The organism is Bacillus sp. ISL-7, assembly GCF_018613065.1.
In genome coordinates, this window is sequence record NZ_JAGGQW010000040.1 from 97299 (window position 1) to 117647 (window position 20349).

The window sequence follows — 20349 nt, forward strand, 5'->3', positions numbered from 1 at the left end:
TATAATAATAAGTAATACATAGTACCTATTTTTCGGCCAGTACTTTAGGATGATAGATGGACAGGAATAGGCAAGTATTTTATTGGACATGGTAAATTTGAAATGGTGGAGGTGAATGGAAGTATGGAACAAAAACCTGTACATTTTGATGGAAGTTCACTACTAGGTCAGGCAACCAATGAGGCATTGGTTAATGAACCATTCCAGTTGACTGATGAAATGAGAATTAACATTGGTCACAATCCTTACTCTCTTGATACAAATGAATAAATGATGCATGAAAAGGATTTGTCTTCGGGCAAATCCTTTTTGATTATTTTCTCTTATATTAACTAATAATATTATTGACTTTATTCAAAAGAAAGGTGGAGCTTAAATGGTACGTGTTTTGTATATCACGGCACATCCTCACAATGAAACACAGTCCTATAGTATGGCGGTAGGTAAGGAATTTATTGATAGCTATAAACAAATCAATTCCAACGATGAGGTAATTCATCTTGATTTGTATAAAGAACATATACCTCACATTGATGCAGATGTGTTTAGCGGCTGGGGGAAACTTCGTTCTGGTCAAAGCTTTGATGAATTAACAGCGGAAGAAAAGCAAAAGGTTGGCCGGCTTAACGAGTTAAGTGAGCAGTTTGTTAGTGCGGATAAATATGTGTTTGTCACGCCTTTATGGAATTTCTCATTTCCGCCAATTATGAAGGCATATCTTGATTCTGTAGCAGTTGCGGGAAAAACATTTAAATATACGGAACAGGGCCCCATAGGTCTTTTAACGGATAAAAAAGCATTGCATATTCAAGCTCGGGGTGGATTTTACTCAGAGGGGCCTGCAGCACAGATGGAAATGGGACACCGATATATCAGTGTGATGATGAGTTTCTTTGGAGTTCCATCCCTGGAGGGGTTGTTTGTGGAAGGACATAATGCAATGCCTGACAAGGCTGAAGAAATAAAAGAAAATGCGATTGCACGTGCAAGGGATTTTGCACATACATTCTAAAAACTTACTTAAGTATAGGTAAAGAGACAGATTAAATCTGTCTCTTTTTGTATGAATTTTGCCAAGTATTCCCTCAATTTATCCTGTATACTAAAAATATATTTATGAAGGAGGAATTGTAAACAATGGAGTTGAATTTAACTGGTAAAACAGCTTTGGTGGTTGCTTCCAGCCAGGGCTTAGGGTTTGCAATAGCTGAACGATTAGTAAGAGAGGGAGCAAATGTTATGATTTCTGGCCGGGAAGAGGAAAAGCTGAAACAAAAAGCAAGTCAGCTTGAATCTCTTGGTATGGGAAAAGTAGCCTACCAAAAAACTGATATAACTAATGTAAACGACATTAATCAGCTGGTAAAAGTAACAGCAGAATCGTTTCAACGAATTGATATACTAGTTAATAATGCTGGAGGGCCTCCTGCAGGGGCGTTTGAGGAGTTAACAGATGAGGAATGGCAGAAGTCCTTTGAATTGAATTTATTATCATATGTTCGAATGATCCGAGCTTCTTTGCCCTATTTAAAAGAGCAGGGCGGGAAAATTTTGAACACCGCCTCTACTTCGATTAAAGAACCAATTCCAGGCTTAATACTCTCGAATACCTTTCGGACGGGAATAGTTGGACTAGCAAAAACTCTTGCTTTAGAACTGGCTCAATATAATATTCTTATTAATACCATTGCTCCTGGCCGGATTGCAACTGACCGCGTCAATCATTTAGATCAAGTAAATGCAGATAAACTTGGAGTCGATCGGGAAGCTATCGCATTGCAAGTAAAGGAAGGAATTCCATTAAAGAGATACGGAACACCAGAGGAATTTGCAAATGTTGCAGCTTTCCTATTATCTGATGCTAATTCCTATATGACAGGCAGTTCATTTTTAGTAGATGGAGGGATGATCAAAGCGATATAATAACTTTCCTATATTAACCTTTCTTTACGTTTATTACCCATGTATTTTGGCTATGGTAAAAATATTAAGGGAGTGTTATAGATGCTGAAAAATATTCGATTCATTACTGTATTGATCCTAATAGTATGCAGTTCTTCTCTGCTAAGCGGCTGTAATTTGCTTTTTTCCAATGAATTAATTGTAAACCGCTATGCCGACGCCTTGTTAACAAAAAATAATGAACTTCAATTCCGTTTTCGAATTAACAATGAAATATTAGCAGGGCAACAATTATATAAGGTGAAAGTTACTATTCACGATGACAAATTAGCTTCTGCAATCGGTAAACGAGAAATAGTGTACGGAGAAGATCAAGTGTTGAACGGTGAATATTTAGAAGTAAAAGGAAAAGGTGAGAAATATATTTTTATGGATCCGTTGCCCCTAAGAGAAGATTTACATATTCTTGACCTTAAAAACATGATTGAAAAGGATAATGCTGTTTCGATTGAAGTATTTAATAATCAAGAAGTATTCGGTCGTGCCTATTTAACAAATTTTTCTTCAGAGTTATAAAAAGTGATTATGTTCTCGTTTGAAAGGACAAAATATATTTGTGCATAACTTTGGAGATGGAGCACGAAGACCGGAGCGACTGGGACGTTCCGGTTTTTTTATGCATAATTTTTTATCAAACAAAATTTTAATGCTAAAATATATAAGGAAAATTCCAAAGAGAGGGAAGATTATTTTGCTTACTCCAGAAAATACGGTAATTGGATTTATTGGCACAGGTGTAATGGGAAAAAGTATGGCAGGACATTTATTAAAGGCGGGCTACTCTGCAGTTGTTTATTCAAGGACAAAGGAAAAAGCACAAGACCTATTGGATAAAGGCGCAGACTGGGCCGCAACGCCGAAAGAGGTAGCTGAAAAAGCATCTATAACTTTCACTATGGTCGGCTATCCAACCGATGTGGAGGAAATATATTTCGGCGAAAATGGCTTAATTCAAAATGGAACATCTGGAAGCTATCTTATCGATATGACAACCTCTTCTCCGTCACTTGCCATTAAAATTTATGAACAGGCTAAAAGGAAAGGAATTCAGGCGATTGATGCACCTGTTTCTGGTGGAGATGTAGGTGCAAAGGAAGCTAAGCTCTCCATCATGGCTGGCGGTGAAAGTGAAGCGTTTGAAGAGGTTCGTCCTATATTGGAGTTGCTTGGAACTAACGTGGTCTACCAAGGCAAACCAGGTGCTGGACAGCATACAAAAATGTGCAATCAAATTGCAATTGCTTCAAACATGATGGGTGTTTGTGAAGCAATTATATATGCTGAAAAAGCTGGGCTAGATCCAGAAAATGTCCTGAAAAGTATTACAACTGGAGCTGCTGGAAGCTGGTCTCTTAGCAATCTTGCACCAAGAATGTTAGCCGGAAATTTTGAACCTGGTTTTTACATAAAGCATTTTATAAAGGATATGAAAATAGCGATAAATGAAGCTGAACGAATGGGAATGGAAGTACCAGGTCTCTCATTAGCTAAATCTTTATACGACCAATTAGCCGAAATGGGAGAAGAAAATAGCGGCACACATGCGCTTTATAAATATTGGAAGAACTAATAGTTGAATAAATTCCTCCTATCTTCTTGAAACTATAAGAGAAACCTTGAATTAGGAGGAATTGTTAATGGCTAAAAGGACAAAAAAGAACGACGCGAAACAAAAAAACAAAAAGGGGTTTGATTCTGCAGTAGCGAACGAAGAATTCGCCAATGAATTCGGATCAGCTGCAGCAAATCAAGCACATAAAGAAAAGGCTAAAAAAGAAAAGGCTCCAAAAAACAATGGGAAATATAAAGGCCAATAATTTTTAAAATTAATACCCTCACATTAAATGTGAGGGTAAAATTCGTTTATTTCCAATTTCGTAAATATTGTTCCAGCCGATTTAGGCCAAGTTCTAATAATTCTATAGAACAAGCAAACGATAACCGGAAATAGCCTTCTCCATATTCAGAAAAAGCACTGCCTGGTACGACGGCCACTTTTGTTTCTTGAACAAGCTTAAGGGCAAAATCAAAGCTGCTTAATGCGATGGTATCAGGAATTTTCACAAAGAAATAAAACGCTCCATCCGGTTTGACGGCATCAAGTCCCATAGCAGATAATCGCTTGAAAACATAATCCCTTCTTTTTAAATATTCCTTTTTCATCACAAGCGCATCATCAATACCTGTTGTAACGGCCGCCAAAGCTGCCTTCTGCGCAATCGAAGTGGCACAAGATATATTATATTGATGGACTTTTAAAATATGTTTGGTGATACCTTCAGGTGCAAATAAAAAGCCAATTCTCCATCCTGTCATTGAGTGGGACTTGGATAACCCATTTATTACAATGGTTTGTTCTTTTAGAAAGGAAGCAATCGATTGATGTGGCTGATCATAAGTAAGTTCGCTGTATATTTCATCAGCAAGGATAAAGATATCTTTATTCTTAATATATTCTGCTATTTCTCTTAGCTCTGACTCTGAGAGACTGACTCCAGTCGGGTTCGAAGGGTATGGGAGTACAATGCAGCGAGTTTTCTCGGTAATAAATGGTTTGATCATTTCTAATGTAAAGCGAAACTGGTTTCGCCGAATATCGACATGCACTGGAGTTGCCCCCATCATTCGAATAATTGGTTCATAGCCTGGATAAATTGGACCAGGTAATATGACCTCGGAACCTTCTATTAAAATAGACCGAAAAGCAATATCAATTGCCTCGCTTGCCCCTGCAGTAACAATCACTTCTGATTCAGGCTTATAATGCAAGCCATATTTTTTTTCTACAAAATTGCACGCCGCTTCCCTTAATTCAATCGTCCCTGCATTATGTGTATAGGAAGTAAAGTTTTGTTCAATTGCTGCAATAGCTGCATTTTTTACATGTTCTGGGGTCGGGAAATCAGGTTGTCCAATTGTAAATGAAATCAGGTCATCAACATGCGCAACCATATTAAAAAACTTTCTAATTCCCGAGATTTCTATATCTTTTACTCGTTGATTAATTAAATGCTCCAATATTGTCCATCCTTCCGACTGGGTTTAATCTGTTATGAATATAATGATTATAGACTATTTTTAGCTAAAGTTACCACCATGTAGAAATAAAAAACGATCTGAGTTTTTCTCAAATCGTTTTTTGGGGAAGGGGAGTTTTAATTCAAATTAAAGTGTTTTAATAACCATAGTCCCAGTCAACTTCGTCCTCGTGCCAAAAAACTGGTGACACAAAACCAAAATTAACTACTTTATTTTCGAGCTTGCAATTACATTTCTCGCAGCCACATTGCTCTTTAATTTCTTCATAAATAGAATAATCAACATCTTCAATAAATGTAACATTTTGTTCCTGAAAAAGAATCGCTGTTCCTTTCATTTCTCAAGCACCTCTTTTGAAATTATAATCAACTTAAGACTATTTGACTTATAACTGTATTTTAAATCCACATTTATTAACAGTCTATATAATAGTGATATTGTTCACAAAATCATCACGAAGCATTAGCAAAAGTAATCCAGATTTATAAATCAAAAAAAGCCCAGCTTGAGCTGGCTTTTTCAGTTCTTTTTAGGAGTATCTTTCTCCTAATTTTTTAAAAATAGGCTTTTGGTAAGTTTTGCTCTTTTTATGATTGCTTGGGGGTTGATCTAGTTCTGAGATTCCAGTATATAGTTGAAGTAATGCTTTTGCTGAATTAAGTGAGAGTGTTGCCTTTGGATTTCGTACCCGTTCATCTAATTTCCCAAAATGAGGTAGTTCGAGAAAATCTGATTTAGTTGGAGGAATATGAAATGTGTATCTTCCACATTCAACAAGCACATCTGACTGCTGCTGACTATTACGCGGATTTCCAGAAAAATGAAGACCAACTTTTTTTGCCTTGCCTTCTTCAATCAATTTTTTTAATGATTCTTGTTTCAATTTGTACAATAATTTGGGATTTGTAGCCGTTTTTGCATGGCGATTCACAATAAAGATAGCTTGAGCGAGGTTTTCGATGGTTAGATTTAGATTTATTAGGGGGCCTTTCTGATCATAATTCAAAATATGTTCTCCCTTCAGTTATATAAAACATCTATATTATACCCCTTTTTTTAAGAAATAGGAATAAAACAGTGCGTCTTTTTGGCTATTATGATAAGAAAATTATAAAAATTCTTCTAATCTTAGGAATAAAAGAGAATTTAGGATGTTAACTTAATCCTACACTATAAAAAGAATAAATAGAAACTTTATAATCATTATGTTCGAAAGGTTATTTCGTTTTCTACTTTTCTGATTTTAGAGTAAAGACAGTTAATTCAGGTTTTGACATAAAGCGAAAAGGGAGACGTGTTGTTCCAATTCCTCTATTTACATATAGTGAGAGGGGATTATGCTCGCCGATTGAATAAAGACCCTCTGGATATATTTTTCCAAAGGGAGGAGTCACAAGAGCCCCCAAAAATGGGATTTTAATCTGTCCTCCATGGCTATGACCACTTAGCTGCCATTGGACTGGATACAATGAAGCTGTTTCTGCAAGATCGGGTGCATGGGATAATAATATTTTAAACGAATTTTTAGGCACATTTTTTAATGTCAAAGATATATTAGGATTCCCTAGCATCACATCATCAATCCCAAGCAGATAGATTATGCTTCCATCACTTAATTTAATTGGTGCTGAATCATTCAAAAGCACGGAAAAATCAGTCGTTTCCATAATATTCCGGTAAATATCAGAGCCATAGCCGCCATGATCATGATTACCAAAAATGCAGTATTTTCCAAGCGGAGCCTGTAATTTCTTCAAAATAGGCATCAGTTTATTAATTTCTGTATATTGGTTTGGCTCGTCCATTAAATCTCCAGTAAATAAAATAATGTCTGGCTTAAGACTATTAATTTTATTAACTAATTGATTAAATTGATGAAGATTATATTGAAAACCAAGGTGGGTATCACTAAATTGAATCATTTTTATTCCATCAAAGCTGTTAGGGATTAGTGGATGTTTGATTTGAAGTTCTTGAATATCGAGTAATGAGGGTTCAATTCGATTAGCATAAAGATAACCTCCCGAACTTAATCCGAGAACGGTAAGAAATGAACCCAGTGTTCGTTTTAGAAAGGTTCTCCTCGTCTGATTTTTAGCCATTTTTTCAACCAACCTATCTTTTATTCACCTTCTATAAAAAGAAGGGTCCCTTTGTATTTTCTTTAAAAACTTTCGATAATGCAAGTGAAAAGGTCCTTGGTATGTTCTTATTCAAAAAAAATTAAAACATGCATAAAAAGCAGCCAACAATGTGGCTGCTTTTCCTACTTATAGCTTACGGCACGGCTTTTTAATGCTTTCCAAGAAGAAATAAATTGTTGTTTACCTACTCTTACTTGTTTTTTACCAGAAAGTGGATCGTTTAAATAGACATATTTCGTGTCATAACCAACTAAAACGACAGCATGTAAATCAAGTGGTGTTTTAATGTATTGTTTCCCGTGATACCAGCCCTCCCAACGGTCTGGAAGACGGTAATCCCCGGTTGTCCATACAACCACTGGATACCCTGCAGAAACATGCTCTAAGACCCTGTCAAATGGCATATTTGTTAAATTAATTGCTCTTCCAGGGAGCTTTTGGTTGATTAGGGCAATCATCGGTTGGTCAAATACTGCATACCCTGCTCTTCTGCCTGTCATATCCCCAACAAAACCATCTGCTGGGTTTCCCCAACGTACTATATCTCCCTTTGGAGATCTGATAAGCGGGTCTACATCCTTCCGTATAGACCGGTATAGATCCATTTTACTTGTTTTAACGCCTGCAAAATTTAGCACCATTGCTAGGCTTGTGACTTCACAGCCGTATCTAAGTTCAGGGTTTTGCTTAATTAATACCACATTTAGCATAGCAGAATTCTTTTTGGGAGTAGTGCTAACTGAATCACTCTTATTGACTTCATTTTTTCCATAAATCACTTGTTGATTAAGTTCTTTTATTGTATATCGGTTATTTTCAAAAACGACAGATGATCTGGATTGAGTTTTCTCTTTCACGGATATCGTGGAAAGAGGCTGTTTACTTTCTGTCCTGGAATGTGTATCAGCATTAAAGTGGCTGCATCCCAGCATGGGAAGGATCGAGGCTAATAAGCAAAGTTTTTTCAAAACTTATCCTCCTTATAGAACAGCGTAGGTATAGGATATGATTGTTTATAAGCGACTATAATGGTATCCTTTTGGAAAAGAACGAGAATCCGTCGTTTTGCGTATGGTATAATGAGAAAAAAATTTTGGAGGTACTTGGATGGATGCATTGGAAATACTATCGGATCTTGAAAATGTATTTCCCTATTTTCAACCGATTATTAGTGCCGATGAACAACGCGTAATTGCCTATGAGGTATTGGGGAGATATGAATCAGAAGGGAAAATCATCAGTTTAGGGGCCTTTTTTCAGGATGATCAAATTCCTGATGAATATAAGTTTGAAGTGGACTTGTTATTAGTCAAGTTGGCACTTGAAAAAGCGTTAAAGCTTGATGAGGATGTAAGTATTTTTCTGAATCGGAATGCTGATTTATTAATGTATGGACATGGTGAACCTTTTTTACAAGAGCTACTTGCGTTTGAAAAAAAGGGCTTGATGTTAAATCGAATTGTTCTGGAAATTTCAGATCGAAATTATACTGGGGATTTAGACCAATTTGATCACTTATTGCAATATTATCGAACATATGGGATTAAAATAGCGATAGCAAGAATTGACAGTGAAAGTAACTATTTTGAACGAATAGGTCAACTTGAACCAGATATACTGAAAATTAACCTACAAGCCTTAAAATCGACGTCAACTGGTATAAATTATCACGATGTCTTGTTTACATTGTCTCTTTTGGCACGAAAAATTGGTGCCACACTCTTGTTTGAAAATATTGAGATGAGCTACCAACTGCAGTTTGCATGGAAAAATGGCGGTCGTTATTATCAAGGTTATTATTTACACCCGCCAGCAGCAGAGTTCATTCAACGTGATTTCCTAAAGGATCGCTTAAAAGAGAAGTTTCATGACTTTATCTCATATGAAAAAAAGAAATTAGAAGCAGTTTATACCACTGCAGAATTTTTTCAAGCCAAAGTCCAAGAAATTGTGATTAAGAACAGAAATGCAACATATCAAAACCTTTTCCAAGTACTAATAAAAGAATTGGATCAGATTGCCTTTAGAATGTATGTTTGTGATGAAGATGGCTTCCAGAAATCTGCTAATATCTTTAAAGAAAAAGAGGGCTGGATCACTCAATCCGAGTACATTCAAAAAAATTGGAGCTGGCGTCCTTACTTTTTAGAAAATATTATCAAAATGAGAAATGAACGAAAAGGAATCTTATCTGATTTATATTGTGATATTGATACTGGGGAAACAATTCGTACTTTTTCATTCCCAATGAATGGGGAAGATTATTTGTTTATCGATATATCCTATCAATATTTATTCCAACATGACCAATTACTTTAAAATGCACTGAATTTGCTATCTTTTAGCTTCTTTTTAGGGAAGTGTATTAAAAAATTCCTTATTTTTTTATTTTTACTTGGACAAATGGACAACGTTATTTTATTCTTTTAATATTGGCATATTAATTATGCGGTTGGAAAATTATGAAAGTAATCCAATCGGATAGAAAAATGCCAAATGAGAAACATAATTGTAGATGTTTGTTTGGGTTTGAAAGGAGACGGAGCATATGTCACAGCTTCAAGGTATATTAACAAGATTAAAAAATCTTCAGGAACAAGCTAATAGTGGTGAGCCAGCACAACGCTATTTCGAGGTAAACGGTGATAGAAAGTGTCAAGTAACATTTCATCCGAAAACGGAGACATTTGAATTAGAAGTATATAATGAGAAGGAAAAACCAAAAAGATATCAATTTGATAATGTTGATATGATTACAATTGAAATTTTTGATTTGATTCAATAAGGAACCTTTAGGGTTCCTTTATTTTTCGGCTAATAAGAAAGTATAAGTGCAACTACGCCGCTGTCTTCGCCTAACGGCTCGCCCAGTTGGCGAGTTTTCTTTATGTCAACGACTGCGGAGGTTGTATTTTAGGTTTCTAATTATACATTACCAAAATTAGCACAGACTCCCGAATACTATGGTAGAATGTAACTGTAGAAAAACAAATTTTTGAGGAGTTTTCGGCGATGATCAGTCTTCCCAACGGTGAATTTTTAAAATTAACAATAAAAGAATTAATGATCCCTTCCGAACGGGTAGCGCATGTTCAAATAGGTAATAATCTAGAACATGCCTTATTAGTTTTAACAAAAAGCGGGTATACGGCTATACCGGTCTTAGACCCTCATTACAAGCTTCATGGGTTAATTAGCACCCCGATTATTATGGATTCTATCCTTGGACTAGAAAGAATTGAATTTGAACAACTTGAGAAAAAACGAGTGGAAGAGGTCATGAAAGGCTCTATTCCACGAGTTAAAATTACTGCATCCTTAAAAAAATGTCTTGAATTACTTGTTAACCAACCATTTCTTTGTGTTGAGACTGAAGATGGATATTTTGAAGGAATTTTGCCAAGAAGTACGTTATTAAATCAATTAAATAAAATAATAAAAAAAAATGAAAAATGATGTATTTAGGCCCCCAAGCAGGGGGCTTGATTTTTTTTAAGTTTGAGGTGTGAATATGAGTTCTTCTACTGAGAAGATATCTAAAGGAAAGTCCAACAGCAGGCAAACGAAAAAGCCACTAGTTCTAGCCGCCGTAATGTTAGCGATGTTTATGGGGGCGATTGAAGCAACGATTGTTTCTACCGCAATGCCCGCAATTGTCGCTGATTTAGGTGGGTTTACACTATATAGTTGGGTATTTTCTGCGTACTTGTTAATGAATTCTGTAACCGTTCTTATTTATGGTAAATTATCCGACTTATTTGGTCGAAAACCAATTCTTACGATTGGAATATTAATTTTTTTATTAGGATCCATTCTTTGTGGATTCGCCACATCAATGAAAATGTTGATTATTTTTCGTTTGATTCAAGGGTTTGGAGCAGGTGCTGTCACATCGATTGCGACAACAATAATTGGCGATATCTATACTGCAGAAGAACGGGCTAAAATTCAGGGATACCTAGCTAGTGTATGGGGTGTTTCGGCGATTTCAGGACCTGCTGTTGGAGGCTTACTTGTCCAATATGTAAGTTGGCATTATGTATTCTGGATAAACATTCCGCTTGGGATTCTGTCCTTAGTAGGCCTATGGCTGTTCTTACATGAAAATGTCCAAAGGAAAAAACATGAAATAGATTATCTTGGTGCTATTTTGTTAACAATGACAATTTCTTCGTTAATGTTTATCCTTGTAGAAGGTGGGAGCCGCTTTACATGGGGATCTTGGCAGTCGCTAAGCTTTTTTGCTTTCAGCGCTGTAACATTACTTGGGTTTGTATTTCAGGAAGCCCGTGCTAGAGAGCCAGTAATGCCATTTTCAATTTGGAAGGAACGCTCTATTCTTATAGCCAACACTACCTCGCTTTCTACGGGAATCATGTTAATTGGAATTTCGAGCTTTTTACCTACATTTGTGCAAGGTGTTATGGAACAAACACCCATTGTTGCGGGTTTTACGTTGACAGCTATGTCAATCGGGTGGCCAATTGCATCCACACTTGCGGGACGGTTGTTGATAACGATGGGTTATCGAAAAACTTCTATTATCGGTGGTGTTTCGTTAATCATTGGCAGCATTGCCTTCTTGACGATGTCAGCCTCCTCAGGGCCTTTATGGGCAGCAGTGGGTTCTTTTTTCGTTGGATTAGGGATGGGCTTAACATCCACTGCCTTTATTGTCTCGATTCAAAGTACGGTTGGTTGGGAACAGAGAGGCATCGCAACTGCATCTAATATGTTTATGAGAAATCTAGGAAATACAATTGGTGCGGCATTACTGGGGGGAATCCTTAATAATAGGTTGAGTCAATATTTAAGCAAGAATGATCATTCCTTATCAGTAGATGATGTCAATCTACTCTTAAAATCTGCTGAGCGAGAAAATCTCTCAGAATCAGTCCGGACTTTCTTGCAGAATGGGTTAACCATTTCTCTTCACTCTGTTTATTATGTTGTCTTCGCCTTGGCAATCATAAGTTTACTGTTAATATTTTTTATACCGAAAAAGAACGATAGCTCTGTGTAAGTTCACAGAGCTTTTTTAAGGAGGGGAACAATCTTGTCCTCATTATCAGAATTTCAATTATTATCCGTTTTAGCCCAGGAGATGAATATGCGGAAGGCGTCGGAACGGCTGTTTGTTTCACAGCCAGCCCTTTCGCAACGATTGCAAACAATCGAAAAAGATTGGGGAACGAAATTATTTATTCGCTCACAAAAAGGACTAGCTCTAACCCCCTCAGGTGAGCATGTCATCCAATTTGCAAATGAAGTACTAACTAAGCAAGAAAAGGTGCGTGAAACCATTCACTCCCTTCAATCAGGTGTGTCAGGTACTTTGAAGATTGCTGTTGCTTCGATTGTAGGCCAAAACTGGCTTCCGCAGGTTTTAAAGAAATTTATTGATAGATATCCTCAAGCCAAAATTTCATTAGTAACTGGATGGAGCAGCGAAATTTTAAAATGCTTATATGACGATCAAGTTCATATTGGGATTATCCGTGGTACACCCGATTGGAAAGGAATTAAGGTTCATCTATTTAACGATCCTCTTTATTTAGTTGACAGGGATATTACCAGTCCGGAACAAGTTTTAAATACGGACCGCCCCTTCATTCAATTTAAAAGTGATTCAAATTATTTCCAGGAAATTCAAGATTGGTGGATGCGCAATTTTAAGACTTCACCCAAGAGGACCGTTGTGGTTGATCAAATTGAGACATGCAAGCAGATGGCTTTCAATGGCATTGGCTACGCTATCCTGCCCGCCATAACATTAACTAAAGCAGAAAAGGAAATTTTCAAAATACCGCTTTTAAATGAGAATAATGAACCTCTAAATCGTGATACATGGCTACTGGGCTATGAATCGGCCTTTCAATTAAAGCAAGTTTCAGCATTTGTAGAATTAATTAAGGAACATATCGCTGAATCTTCAGGAGATTAGGGTAGTTTTTCTTGTTTTCGTTTCTTTTGTTTGTTAAAGTATTTTTTAGTACGAATACATAGGGGGTAAAATAATGAAGATGATGGATGCAAATGAAATTATTTCTTTTATCCAAAATAGTAAAAAATCTACACCTGTAAAGGTGTATTTAAAAGGTGAATTAGCAGGAATTGATTTTGGAAACAATACAAAAACTTTTATTAATGGAAATACGGGTGTCATTTTTGGTGAATGGTCTGAAATTAATGAAGTATTAGAAGCACATAAAGAAAAAATTGAAGATCAAGTGGTTGAAAATGACCGTCGTAATTCTGCAATCCCTTTGTTAGATAATAAGCATATTAATGCCCGAATTGAGCCAGGTGTTACTATTCGTGACCAAGTGGAAATTGGTGATAATGCCGTTATTATGATGGGAGCCGTTATCAATATCGGTGCCGTTATTGGTGAAAAATCGATGATTGATATGGGTGTTGTTCTAGGTGGAAGAGCTACTGTCGGGAAGAATTGTCATATTGGGGCGGGAACTGTCTTGGCCGGTGTTATTGAACCCCCATCTGCGAAGCCTGTTATTATTGAGGATGATGTTCTTATTGGAGCGAATGCCGTTGTTCTTGAAGGGGTAACAGTTGGAACAGGTTCAGTAGTCGCTGCAGGTGCAGTTGTCACTCAAGATGTTGCTCCTTATACAGTTGTAGCAGGGATGCCGGCAAGGAAAATTAAAGATATTGATGAAAAAACGAAGTCAAAAACTGAAATAATGCAAGAACTTCGTCAACTTTAAAAGCCCGCTTCCTTTGCGCGAAGTACTCTAGCCGCTGGGCGCTGGAGCTAGATAGTTCTCAAAGTATAAGCAGAAAAGCGTGGAGCATATCCACGCTTCTTTTTTAAAAGGAGAGTTAATAAATGAATCCATTGATTAAAATCCGCCGTGACCTTCATCAAATTCCGGAACTAGGATTTCAAGAGTTTGAGACACAAGCCTATTTATTATCTTACCTTGAGTCTTTACCACAAGATCGTATCACGATAAAAAAATGGAAGACAGGGTTGTTTGTAAAGGTTCATGGCTTAAATCCCCAAAAAACGATTGGTTATAGAACAGACATCGATGGACTTCCAATTAGCGAAGAAACAGGATTACCTTTCTCATCGATCCACAATAACAAGATGCATGCATGTGGGCATGATTTCCACATGAGCATCGCTCTTGGGGTACTAACTTATTTTACGAATAACTCAATTGCAGACGACCTTATGTTTGTTTTTCAACCTGCAGAGGAAGGGCCTGGCGGAGCGGAACCGATGTTAAAATCAGATGAGATGCTGGAATGGAAGCCTGACCTGATTTTTGCCTTACATATTGCACCAGAGTATCCAGTTGGAACTATCGCGGTTAAGGAAGGATTACTATTTGCTAATACTTCTGAACTGTTTATTGATCTAAAGGGTAAGGGGGGGCATGCCGCTAGACCCCATGAAACGAATGATATGGTTGTCGCAGCATGTACATTGGTAAACCAGCTGCAAACGATTGTTTCGAGGAATGTCGACCCCTTAGATAGTGCGGTTATAACGATTGGAAAAATCACTGGCGGTACTGTTCAAAATATTATTGCTGAAAATGCAAGGCTTGAGGGAACCATCCGGACGCTTTCTGCTGAATCGATGAAAAAGGTTAAACATCGCATTGAGGCTCTTGTGAAGGGAATCGAGGCAGGTTTTGAATGTGAAGCAGTCATTGATTATGGTTCGATGTATCATCAAGTCTATAATACTGAATCTATTACAAGAGATTTTATGAAATATCTTCAAAATGAAACAAATGTTGAAGTAATCGAGTGCAAGGAAGCGATGACGGGAGAAGACTTTGGATATATGCTTAAAGAGATTCCAGGGCTTATGTTTTGGCTGGGTGTCGGTTCGCCCTATGGTTTACACCATTCAAAATTAAATCCACAAGAAGGTGCGATTGAAGTAGCTGTTAAAGTAATGACAACCTATATCTCTAATTTAGGGAATAGATTAAATCTTATATAAGAAGGCGTTTTATTTTGTTCTGATTAGCAATCGTGATAAAATTAAAGAGAATTAAAAGGGAAATTGTTACATATCGTCGATTATTCTTACACAATTAGGGAAAACTTATGAAGGGGAAATAAGGTTATAATTAATAATAAGTATTTAATTAAATTAATTATAATTTAATATTGACTCAAAATAAGATGTGTCCTATAATTAGAATTGTGAAAAGGATAGCAAATGAGAATTGCTATAAATACTCATTTATTAAATATTTGGAGGGATTTGAATGCCAGAACGTATGGTAGGTAAACAAGCACCACGCTTTGAAATGGATGCTGTAATGCCAAACAAAGAATTTAAAAAAGTAAGTTTGGAAGAAAACATGAAAAACGATAAATGGACTGTGTTGTTCTTTTATCCTATGGACTTTACATTTGTTTGTCCAACTGAAATTACAGCGATGTCCGATCGTTTTGAAGAGTTTGATGATTTAGATGCAGTTATCGTTGGTGCTTCTACTGACACAATCCACACTCATCTTGCTTGGATTAAAACAGATCGCAAAGAAAATGGTCTTGGCGATTTAAACTATCCTCTTGCTGCAGATACTAACCATGTGGTAGCTCGTGATTATGGAGTATTAATTGAAGAAGAAGGTATCGCACTACGCGGTTTATTCATCATCGATCCTGAGGGTGAGTTAAAGTATTCTGTTGTAAATCACAACAACATTGGCCGAGATGTGGATGAAACTTTACGTGTTCTTCAAGCATTACAAACTGGCGGTCTTTGCCCAGCAAACTGGAAGCCTGGACAAGCTACATTGAACGTATAATTTGCACAAAACAGATAGACCTAACCTTTTAAAGTGTTAGGTCTTTTTAATAGGGGGATTATCCATGAAATTACGTGAACCAATGCCAGAGTTAACTGGGGCAACTGAATGGTTAAACGGTGAAGTGACAAGAGAAGACCTAATCGGAGAAAAACCAACATTGCTTCATTTTTGGTCGATTAGCTGCCATCTTTGTAAGGAAGCGATGCCGCAGGTAAATCAATTCCGTGATGATTTTAAGGACCAGTTAAATGTGGTTGCTGTTCATATGCCGCGTTCTGAAAACGACCTTAACCTAGATGAAATTAAACGAGTGGCAGCTGAGCATGGAATCAATCAACCGATTTTTGTCGACAGTGATCACAAGTTGACAGAAGCCCTTGAAAATCAATATGTACCAGCTTATTATGTATTTGACAAAGAAGGCAAGCTCCGCCATTTCCAAGCAGGCGGAAGCGGCATGAAGATGCTCGAGAAGCGTGTAAACCGAGTGTTGGATGAGTTGGAAAAAACAGAATAAAAAACGATCTAAGTGCTGTCCGTTATATTCAACGGGCAGCATTTTTATTTTTTTCTTAACCTGTAACCTTGCCTCCTTTTAATCGTCGGTACTTATATATACCTAGCTTTAACCATTAGAGAAAAAAGGGGTGTAAGAATGATAAAGCTAAAACGTTGGTTTCCTATCTTTTTCATTATCTTATTATTTTGGGTAACAGGGTGCAGTCCCAGCAGCGAAGATAAAAGTGCAAAAATGAAAGAAAGTAATGATACAGTTATGGATTCAGCCCAATCTGGCAATGGGGAGGAAGCAGATTTTTACTCGGGTGAAACAGAAAAGGCTGAAAAAAGTTCCGCAGCTGCAAATATAAAAATTCAAAACCAAATGGTTATTTATCAAGCTGATCTACAACTGCGAGTAAAGAAATTTGATCAGACTGTCCGTATCCTTGAAGAAAAAGTAATAAAATATGGAGGTTATATAGCAGAGTCCAATGTATCAAAAGAGGGCAACGAGCTGGTAAGTGGCAGCATTAAAATTAGAATACCACAAAAGCACTTTCAGACCTTTTTACATGATGCTGAGAGCCAAGCAGCAGAGGTTTTGCAAAGAAGCATAAACGGGCAGGATGTAACCGAGGAATATGTTGATCTTGAGTCCAGATTAAAATCAAAAAAGGTGGTGGAAGAACGGTTACTCACTTTCATGAAAAGTGCAGTAAAAACAGAAGATTTATTGAAAATTTCTGCTGATTTAGCATCCGTACAAGAGGAAATTGAGATCATTGAAGGAAAGATGAAGTATTTAGAAAACCAAACCTCCCTTTCGACGGTTAACATAACCCTTTACGAAAAAAGCGTAGTTGTACCTTCAATTAATAAAGATAAATTAAATACTTGGGAGAAAACAAAAAAACAATTCATGAAAAGCATCAATATGTTATTAGTTGGTTTATCAGGCTTGGTTGTTTTTTTCGTTGGTAACCTGCCAGTTCTAGCCATTTTATTTATTATAGTATTTTTTCTCCTTTACTATCTTAAAAAGAGGAAGTCCAGACAGGGGCAGGAATAAGAAGGGGTAGCTCTCTCTATATAAATCTGACGAATGATGCTAAAATGAAACATAATAAGATAATGATTTAACCGGGGGAGTTATATATGAAAAAAAGTTTCGCAGTCATTGGGCTTGGTCGATTCGGTGGAAGTATTTGCCGAACTCTTACCGATGAGGGGATGGAAGTTCTTGCTATCGATAAAAATGAAGAACGAGTAAATGAGTATGCAATGATTGCTTCTCATGCGGTTGTAGGGGATACAACAGACGAAGCTGTTTTGAAAAGCCTTGGGATACGTAACTTCGATCATGTGATTGTAGCTATTGGTGATGATATTCAATCAAGTATACTTACAACTCTTATTCTTAAGGAATTGGGTGTAGTGCGTATTACAGCTAAGGCTCAAAACGATTACCATGAAAAAGTTTTGAGGAAAATTGGAGCAGACAGTGTTGTTCACCCAGAAAGAGACATGGGAAAACGGATTGCTAACAATATGGCTTCGAGTAATGTGGTCGACTATCTTGAACTATCAGATGAACACAGTATCGTTGAAATTGTTGCAAATGGAAAACTTAGTGGTCATACGATTATGGATTTGGATATTCGCAAGAAATATGGTTTGAATATTGTCGCCATAAAAAGAGGAGAAGAAATTATTGTTTCTCCACAAGCCAAAGAAACTTTTCACGTTAATGATGTTTTAATCGTGATTGGAACCGACCAAGACATCAATCGATTTGAAAAAAAAGTACTAGAATAAGAAAAGCGGAAGCGCTCGAGGCGCTTCCGCTTTTCTTATTCTTACACTTCCATAATGATTGGTAAAATCATTGGTCTGCGCTTTGTTTTTTCGTATAGGAAAGGCGCTAATGTATCTGTAATTTCATTTTTAATTTCAGACCATTGGCTTGTCTTTCTTTCCATCACTTTATTTAAATGCTTGGTGATTAGATTTTGAGCATCGTTAATTAAATCACCGGATTCTCTCATATAAACAAATCCTCGAGAAATTAGGTCAGGTCCTGAAGCAATTTTAAATTCCTTCATATTAATACTTACGACCACAACAACTAATCCTTCCTCAGAAAGAATTCTACGGTCACGTAAGACAATATTTCCAATATCGCCCACACCACTGCCGTCGATATAAACAGAACCTGATGGAATCTTTCCAGCAACCTGAGCAGTATCCTCAGAAAGAGCTAACACTTCACCATTGTCCATAATAAAACAATTTTCTTCTTGTACTCCGCAATCAACCGCGATCTTAGCGTGCATTCTTTGCATTCGATATTCACCGTGGATTGGCATAAAGAACTTTGGTCTAATTAAACGCAGCATTAGTTTTTGTTCTTCCTGTCCACCATGACCAGAAGTATGGATATTACTTAGTTTACCGTGAATAACTTCCGCGCCGGCTCTATAGAGCATATTAATCGTTCGACTCACACTAATTGTGTTCCCTGGAATAGGTGAAGATGAAAATACCACTGTGTCACCAGGAATGATTTGAATTTGTCTGTGTGTCCCATTAGCAATTCTTGAAAGAGCAGCCATAGCTTCGCCCTGACTTCCGGTACAAAGGATCGTAACTTTATCAGCAGGAAGACGGTTTATTTGATTCGCTTCAATAAAAGTCTCTTTAGGTGCATTAATATACCCTAATTCAAGTCCGATATTGATAGCTGCTTCCATGCTTCGGCCAAAAACCGCTACTTTTCTTCCGTATTCTACTGCTGCCTCTACCACTTGCTGCAATCTATGGATATTAGATGCAAAGGTAGCAAAAATAATACGTCCGTCCACTTTACGGAAAATATCATTGATGCTGTCGCCTACCCGACGTTCTGACATGGTGAATTCAGGTATTTCACTATTTGTACTATCTGATAGTAAACATAAAACGCCTTCTTTACCTATTTCAGCCATTTTGGTTAGATTGGCAGGTTCACCTACAGGGGTAAAATCAAATTTAAAATCTCCAGTATGGACAATTTGACCGGGCGGAGTTTTAACTACAATCCCATAAGAATCAGGAATACTGTGGGTGGTGCGGAAAAAAGTAACCGATGTTTTGCGGAATTTGATGATATCGTCTTCTTTGATGTCTATCAACTTAGCATTTCTTAATAAGCCGTGTTCCTCTAGTTTATTTTTAATTAATCCAAGAGCGAGTTTCCCACCATAAATTGGAACATTAATCTCGCGTAATAAATAGGGAATACCGCCAATGTGATCTTCATGTCCGTGTGTAACAAATAATCCTTTTATTTTATCTTGATTCTTAACCAAATAGGTATAATCAGGAATTACGTAATCAATACCTAATAGCTCATCCTCAGGAAATTTTATTCCGGCATCAATTAATATTATTTCATCCTGAAACTGAACCGCATACGTGTTTTTGCCAATTTCGCCTAAACCACCCAGGGCAAAAACCGCAGTTTGATCATTCTTAACAAATTTCATAAATTATCATTTCTCCAATACTTTATAGTCTTCATTTTGAAGTTCATATTTTAAATGAGCTCCCTTTACTTCTTGAACAAATTCAACATTAAACCCACGGTCGGCAATTTTTGAGCGGACATCTCTTACCGATTCTCCTTCAATAAATAGGGTTTTTGTATTCTCTCTGACTGGTACTTCTTTGATGTTTTCCTGATAATATACTTTAAATATCATTACAATTTCGCTCCTAACTGAATCATAACTTTTTCTATTATATAAAACATTTTCATCTTTTTCATTTATTTTCTTTGGAAACCGTTAGACTTATATGAAAAGTATGTAAAAAAGAATCGTTGTTTTTACAATTTACAATAACGAAGGAGCCCCTCG

General features: G+C 36.8%; 24 protein-coding genes. 17 read left to right on the forward strand and 7 right to left on the reverse strand.

Features of this window, described 5'->3' with window-relative positions; all coding sequences use genetic code 11:
- The first annotated feature begins 123 nt into the window (after window positions 1–123).
- The 6 genes from J7E66_RS16040 (at window position 124) to J7E66_RS16065 (ending at window position 3779) form a co-directional block, all read left to right on the forward strand.
- Window positions 124–270 (forward strand): hypothetical protein, encoded by a 147-nt coding sequence (locus J7E66_RS16040; RefSeq protein ID WP_215001663.1) that lies wholly within the window; start codon window positions 124–126, stop codon window positions 268–270.
- Between the two features lie 106 nt (window positions 271–376).
- The gene (locus J7E66_RS16045) at window positions 377–1012 is read left to right on the forward strand and encodes an FMN-dependent NADH-azoreductase (protein WP_215001665.1); all 636 of its coding nucleotides are present in this window, start codon (window positions 377–379) and stop codon (window positions 1010–1012) included.
- 125 nt (window positions 1013–1137) lie between these two features.
- Window positions 1138–1923: an SDR family oxidoreductase gene (locus J7E66_RS16050; RefSeq protein WP_215001667.1), complete on the forward strand. Its 786-nt coding sequence runs from the start codon at window positions 1138–1140 to the stop codon at window positions 1921–1923.
- Window positions 1924–2004: 81 nt separating this feature from the next.
- Window positions 2005–2478, forward strand: a complete 474-nt coding sequence (locus J7E66_RS16055; RefSeq protein ID WP_215001668.1) for a hypothetical protein — start codon at window positions 2005–2007, stop codon at window positions 2476–2478.
- Window positions 2479–2653: 175 nt separating this feature from the next.
- Window positions 2654–3532, forward strand: coding sequence for an NAD(P)-dependent oxidoreductase (locus J7E66_RS16060; RefSeq protein WP_215001670.1), 879 nt, complete (start codon window positions 2654–2656; stop codon window positions 3530–3532).
- A gap of 67 nt (window positions 3533–3599) precedes the next feature.
- On the forward strand, window positions 3600–3779 hold the full coding sequence (locus J7E66_RS16065; RefSeq protein ID WP_168242639.1) for a hypothetical protein: 180 nt from the start codon (window positions 3600–3602) through the stop codon (window positions 3777–3779).
- A gap of 46 nt (window positions 3780–3825) precedes the next feature.
- On the opposite strand, the gene J7E66_RS16070 is transcribed toward J7E66_RS16065, so the two are convergent.
- The 5 genes from J7E66_RS16070 to J7E66_RS16090 all read right to left on the reverse strand — a co-directional run bounded on the left by J7E66_RS16070 (window position 3826) and on the right by J7E66_RS16090 (window position 8113).
- Complete coding sequence (locus J7E66_RS16070; protein ID WP_215001672.1) at window positions 3826–4980, reverse strand: aminotransferase A; 1155 nt, start codon at window positions 4978–4980, stop codon at window positions 3826–3828.
- Between the two features lie 157 nt (window positions 4981–5137).
- The gene (locus J7E66_RS16075; protein ID WP_215001674.1) at window positions 5138–5338 is read right to left on the reverse strand and encodes a hypothetical protein; all 201 of its coding nucleotides are present in this window, start codon (window positions 5336–5338) and stop codon (window positions 5138–5140) included.
- Window positions 5339–5530: 192 nt separating this feature from the next.
- On the reverse strand, window positions 5531–6007 hold the full coding sequence (locus tag J7E66_RS16080) for a YkyB family protein (protein ID WP_215001676.1): 477 nt from the start codon (window positions 6005–6007) through the stop codon (window positions 5531–5533).
- 223 nt (window positions 6008–6230) lie between these two features.
- The gene (locus J7E66_RS16085; protein WP_215001678.1) at window positions 6231–7103 is read right to left on the reverse strand and encodes a metallophosphoesterase; all 873 of its coding nucleotides are present in this window, start codon (window positions 7101–7103) and stop codon (window positions 6231–6233) included.
- 164 nt (window positions 7104–7267) lie between these two features.
- Window positions 7268–8113 (reverse strand): C39 family peptidase, encoded by an 846-nt coding sequence (locus J7E66_RS16090; RefSeq protein WP_251032951.1) that lies wholly within the window; start codon window positions 8111–8113, stop codon window positions 7268–7270.
- Between the two features lie 139 nt (window positions 8114–8252).
- Here J7E66_RS16090 and J7E66_RS16095 point away from each other — a divergent pair, with 139 nt between their 5' ends.
- From J7E66_RS16095 to J7E66_RS16145, 11 genes are all read left to right on the forward strand, one after another.
- Window positions 8253–9464, forward strand: a complete 1212-nt coding sequence (locus J7E66_RS16095; protein ID WP_215001680.1) for an EAL domain-containing protein — start codon at window positions 8253–8255, stop codon at window positions 9462–9464.
- A 229-nt stretch (window positions 9465–9693) separates the two neighbouring features.
- Window positions 9694–9930 (forward strand): YkuJ family protein, encoded by a 237-nt coding sequence (locus J7E66_RS16100; RefSeq protein ID WP_066252435.1) that lies wholly within the window; start codon window positions 9694–9696, stop codon window positions 9928–9930.
- A gap of 227 nt (window positions 9931–10157) precedes the next feature.
- The gene (cbpB, locus tag J7E66_RS16105; RefSeq protein WP_088086226.1) at window positions 10158–10601 is read left to right on the forward strand and encodes a cyclic-di-AMP-binding protein CbpB; all 444 of its coding nucleotides are present in this window, start codon (window positions 10158–10160) and stop codon (window positions 10599–10601) included.
- A gap of 55 nt (window positions 10602–10656) precedes the next feature.
- Window positions 10657–12168 carry an MDR family MFS transporter gene (locus J7E66_RS16110; RefSeq protein ID WP_215001682.1) on the forward strand — a complete coding sequence of 504 codons (1512 nt, stop codon included), beginning with the start codon at window positions 10657–10659 and terminating at the stop codon, window positions 12166–12168.
- A gap of 33 nt (window positions 12169–12201) precedes the next feature.
- Window positions 12202–13089, forward strand: a complete 888-nt coding sequence (locus tag J7E66_RS16115; RefSeq protein WP_215001684.1) for a transcriptional regulator CcpC — start codon at window positions 12202–12204, stop codon at window positions 13087–13089.
- 73 nt (window positions 13090–13162) lie between these two features.
- Window positions 13163–13873: a 2,3,4,5-tetrahydropyridine-2,6-dicarboxylate N-acetyltransferase gene (gene dapD, locus J7E66_RS16120; RefSeq protein WP_168242647.1), complete on the forward strand. Its 711-nt coding sequence runs from the start codon at window positions 13163–13165 to the stop codon at window positions 13871–13873.
- A 122-nt stretch (window positions 13874–13995) separates the two neighbouring features.
- Window positions 13996–15129 carry an N-acetyldiaminopimelate deacetylase gene (locus tag J7E66_RS16125; RefSeq protein WP_215001686.1) on the forward strand — a complete coding sequence of 378 codons (1134 nt, stop codon included), beginning with the start codon at window positions 13996–13998 and terminating at the stop codon, window positions 15127–15129.
- A gap of 271 nt (window positions 15130–15400) precedes the next feature.
- Window positions 15401–15949 (forward strand): peroxiredoxin, encoded by a 549-nt coding sequence (locus J7E66_RS16130; protein ID WP_168242649.1) that lies wholly within the window; start codon window positions 15401–15403, stop codon window positions 15947–15949.
- 64 nt (window positions 15950–16013) lie between these two features.
- Window positions 16014–16469 (forward strand): TlpA disulfide reductase family protein, encoded by a 456-nt coding sequence (locus J7E66_RS16135; RefSeq protein WP_215001688.1) that lies wholly within the window; start codon window positions 16014–16016, stop codon window positions 16467–16469.
- 138 nt (window positions 16470–16607) lie between these two features.
- A complete protein-coding gene (locus J7E66_RS16140) occupies window positions 16608–17522 on the forward strand; it encodes a DUF4349 domain-containing protein (RefSeq protein WP_215001690.1) in 915 nt (304 codons plus the stop codon).
- Window positions 17523–17608: 86 nt separating this feature from the next.
- Window positions 17609–18268, forward strand: a complete 660-nt coding sequence (locus J7E66_RS16145) for a potassium channel family protein (RefSeq protein WP_168242652.1) — start codon at window positions 17609–17611, stop codon at window positions 18266–18268.
- A gap of 41 nt (window positions 18269–18309) precedes the next feature.
- Here the strand turns inward: J7E66_RS16145 and rnjA are convergent, their stop codons facing one another.
- A complete protein-coding gene (gene rnjA / locus J7E66_RS16150) occupies window positions 18310–19977 on the reverse strand; it encodes a ribonuclease J1 (RefSeq protein WP_066252453.1) in 1668 nt (555 codons plus the stop codon).
- A gap of 6 nt (window positions 19978–19983) precedes the next feature.
- Window positions 19984–20193, reverse strand: coding sequence for a DNA-dependent RNA polymerase subunit epsilon (locus J7E66_RS16155; RefSeq protein WP_088086236.1), 210 nt, complete (start codon window positions 20191–20193; stop codon window positions 19984–19986).
- Between the last annotated feature and the right edge of the window lie 156 nt (window positions 20194–20349).

What these genes read in the sequence shown, in the direction of transcription:
- J7E66_RS16155 (WP_088086236.1), bottom strand. Translation starts at nt 20,193, where the DNA reads ATGATATTTAAAGTATATTATCAGGAAAACATCAAAGAAGTACCAGTC.
- J7E66_RS16065 (WP_168242639.1), top strand. Translation starts at nt 3,600, where the DNA reads ATGGCTAAAAGGACAAAAAAGAACGACGCGAAACAAAAAAACAAAAAG.
- J7E66_RS16045 (WP_215001665.1), top strand. Translation starts at nt 377, where the DNA reads ATGGTACGTGTTTTGTATATCACGGCACATCCTCACAATGAAACACAG.
- J7E66_RS16125 (WP_215001686.1), top strand. Translation starts at nt 13,996, where the DNA reads ATGAATCCATTGATTAAAATCCGCCGTGACCTTCATCAAATTCCGGAA.
- J7E66_RS16140 (WP_215001690.1), top strand. Translation starts at nt 16,608, where the DNA reads ATGATAAAGCTAAAACGTTGGTTTCCTATCTTTTTCATTATCTTATTA.
- cbpB (WP_088086226.1), top strand. Translation starts at nt 10,158, where the DNA reads ATGATCAGTCTTCCCAACGGTGAATTTTTAAAATTAACAATAAAAGAA.
- J7E66_RS16135 (WP_215001688.1), top strand. Translation starts at nt 16,014, where the DNA reads ATGAAATTACGTGAACCAATGCCAGAGTTAACTGGGGCAACTGAATGG.
- J7E66_RS16085 (WP_215001678.1), bottom strand. Translation starts at nt 7,103, where the DNA reads ATGGCTAAAAATCAGACGAGGAGAACCTTTCTAAAACGAACACTGGGT.
- J7E66_RS16145 (WP_168242652.1), top strand. Translation starts at nt 17,609, where the DNA reads ATGAAAAAAAGTTTCGCAGTCATTGGGCTTGGTCGATTCGGTGGAAGT.
- J7E66_RS16050 (WP_215001667.1), top strand. Translation starts at nt 1,138, where the DNA reads ATGGAGTTGAATTTAACTGGTAAAACAGCTTTGGTGGTTGCTTCCAGC.
- J7E66_RS16110 (WP_215001682.1), top strand. Translation starts at nt 10,657, where the DNA reads ATGAGTTCTTCTACTGAGAAGATATCTAAAGGAAAGTCCAACAGCAGG.
- J7E66_RS16040 (WP_215001663.1), top strand. Translation starts at nt 124, where the DNA reads ATGGAACAAAAACCTGTACATTTTGATGGAAGTTCACTACTAGGTCAG.
- J7E66_RS16100 (WP_066252435.1), top strand. Translation starts at nt 9,694, where the DNA reads ATGTCACAGCTTCAAGGTATATTAACAAGATTAAAAAATCTTCAGGAA.
- J7E66_RS16130 (WP_168242649.1), top strand. Translation starts at nt 15,401, where the DNA reads ATGCCAGAACGTATGGTAGGTAAACAAGCACCACGCTTTGAAATGGAT.
- J7E66_RS16095 (WP_215001680.1), top strand. Translation starts at nt 8,253, where the DNA reads ATGGATGCATTGGAAATACTATCGGATCTTGAAAATGTATTTCCCTAT.
- J7E66_RS16075 (WP_215001674.1), bottom strand. Translation starts at nt 5,338, where the DNA reads ATGAAAGGAACAGCGATTCTTTTTCAGGAACAAAATGTTACATTTATT.
- dapD (WP_168242647.1), top strand. Translation starts at nt 13,163, where the DNA reads ATGAAGATGATGGATGCAAATGAAATTATTTCTTTTATCCAAAATAGT.
- J7E66_RS16055 (WP_215001668.1), top strand. Translation starts at nt 2,005, where the DNA reads ATGCTGAAAAATATTCGATTCATTACTGTATTGATCCTAATAGTATGC.
- rnjA (WP_066252453.1), bottom strand. Translation starts at nt 19,977, where the DNA reads ATGAAATTTGTTAAGAATGATCAAACTGCGGTTTTTGCCCTGGGTGGT.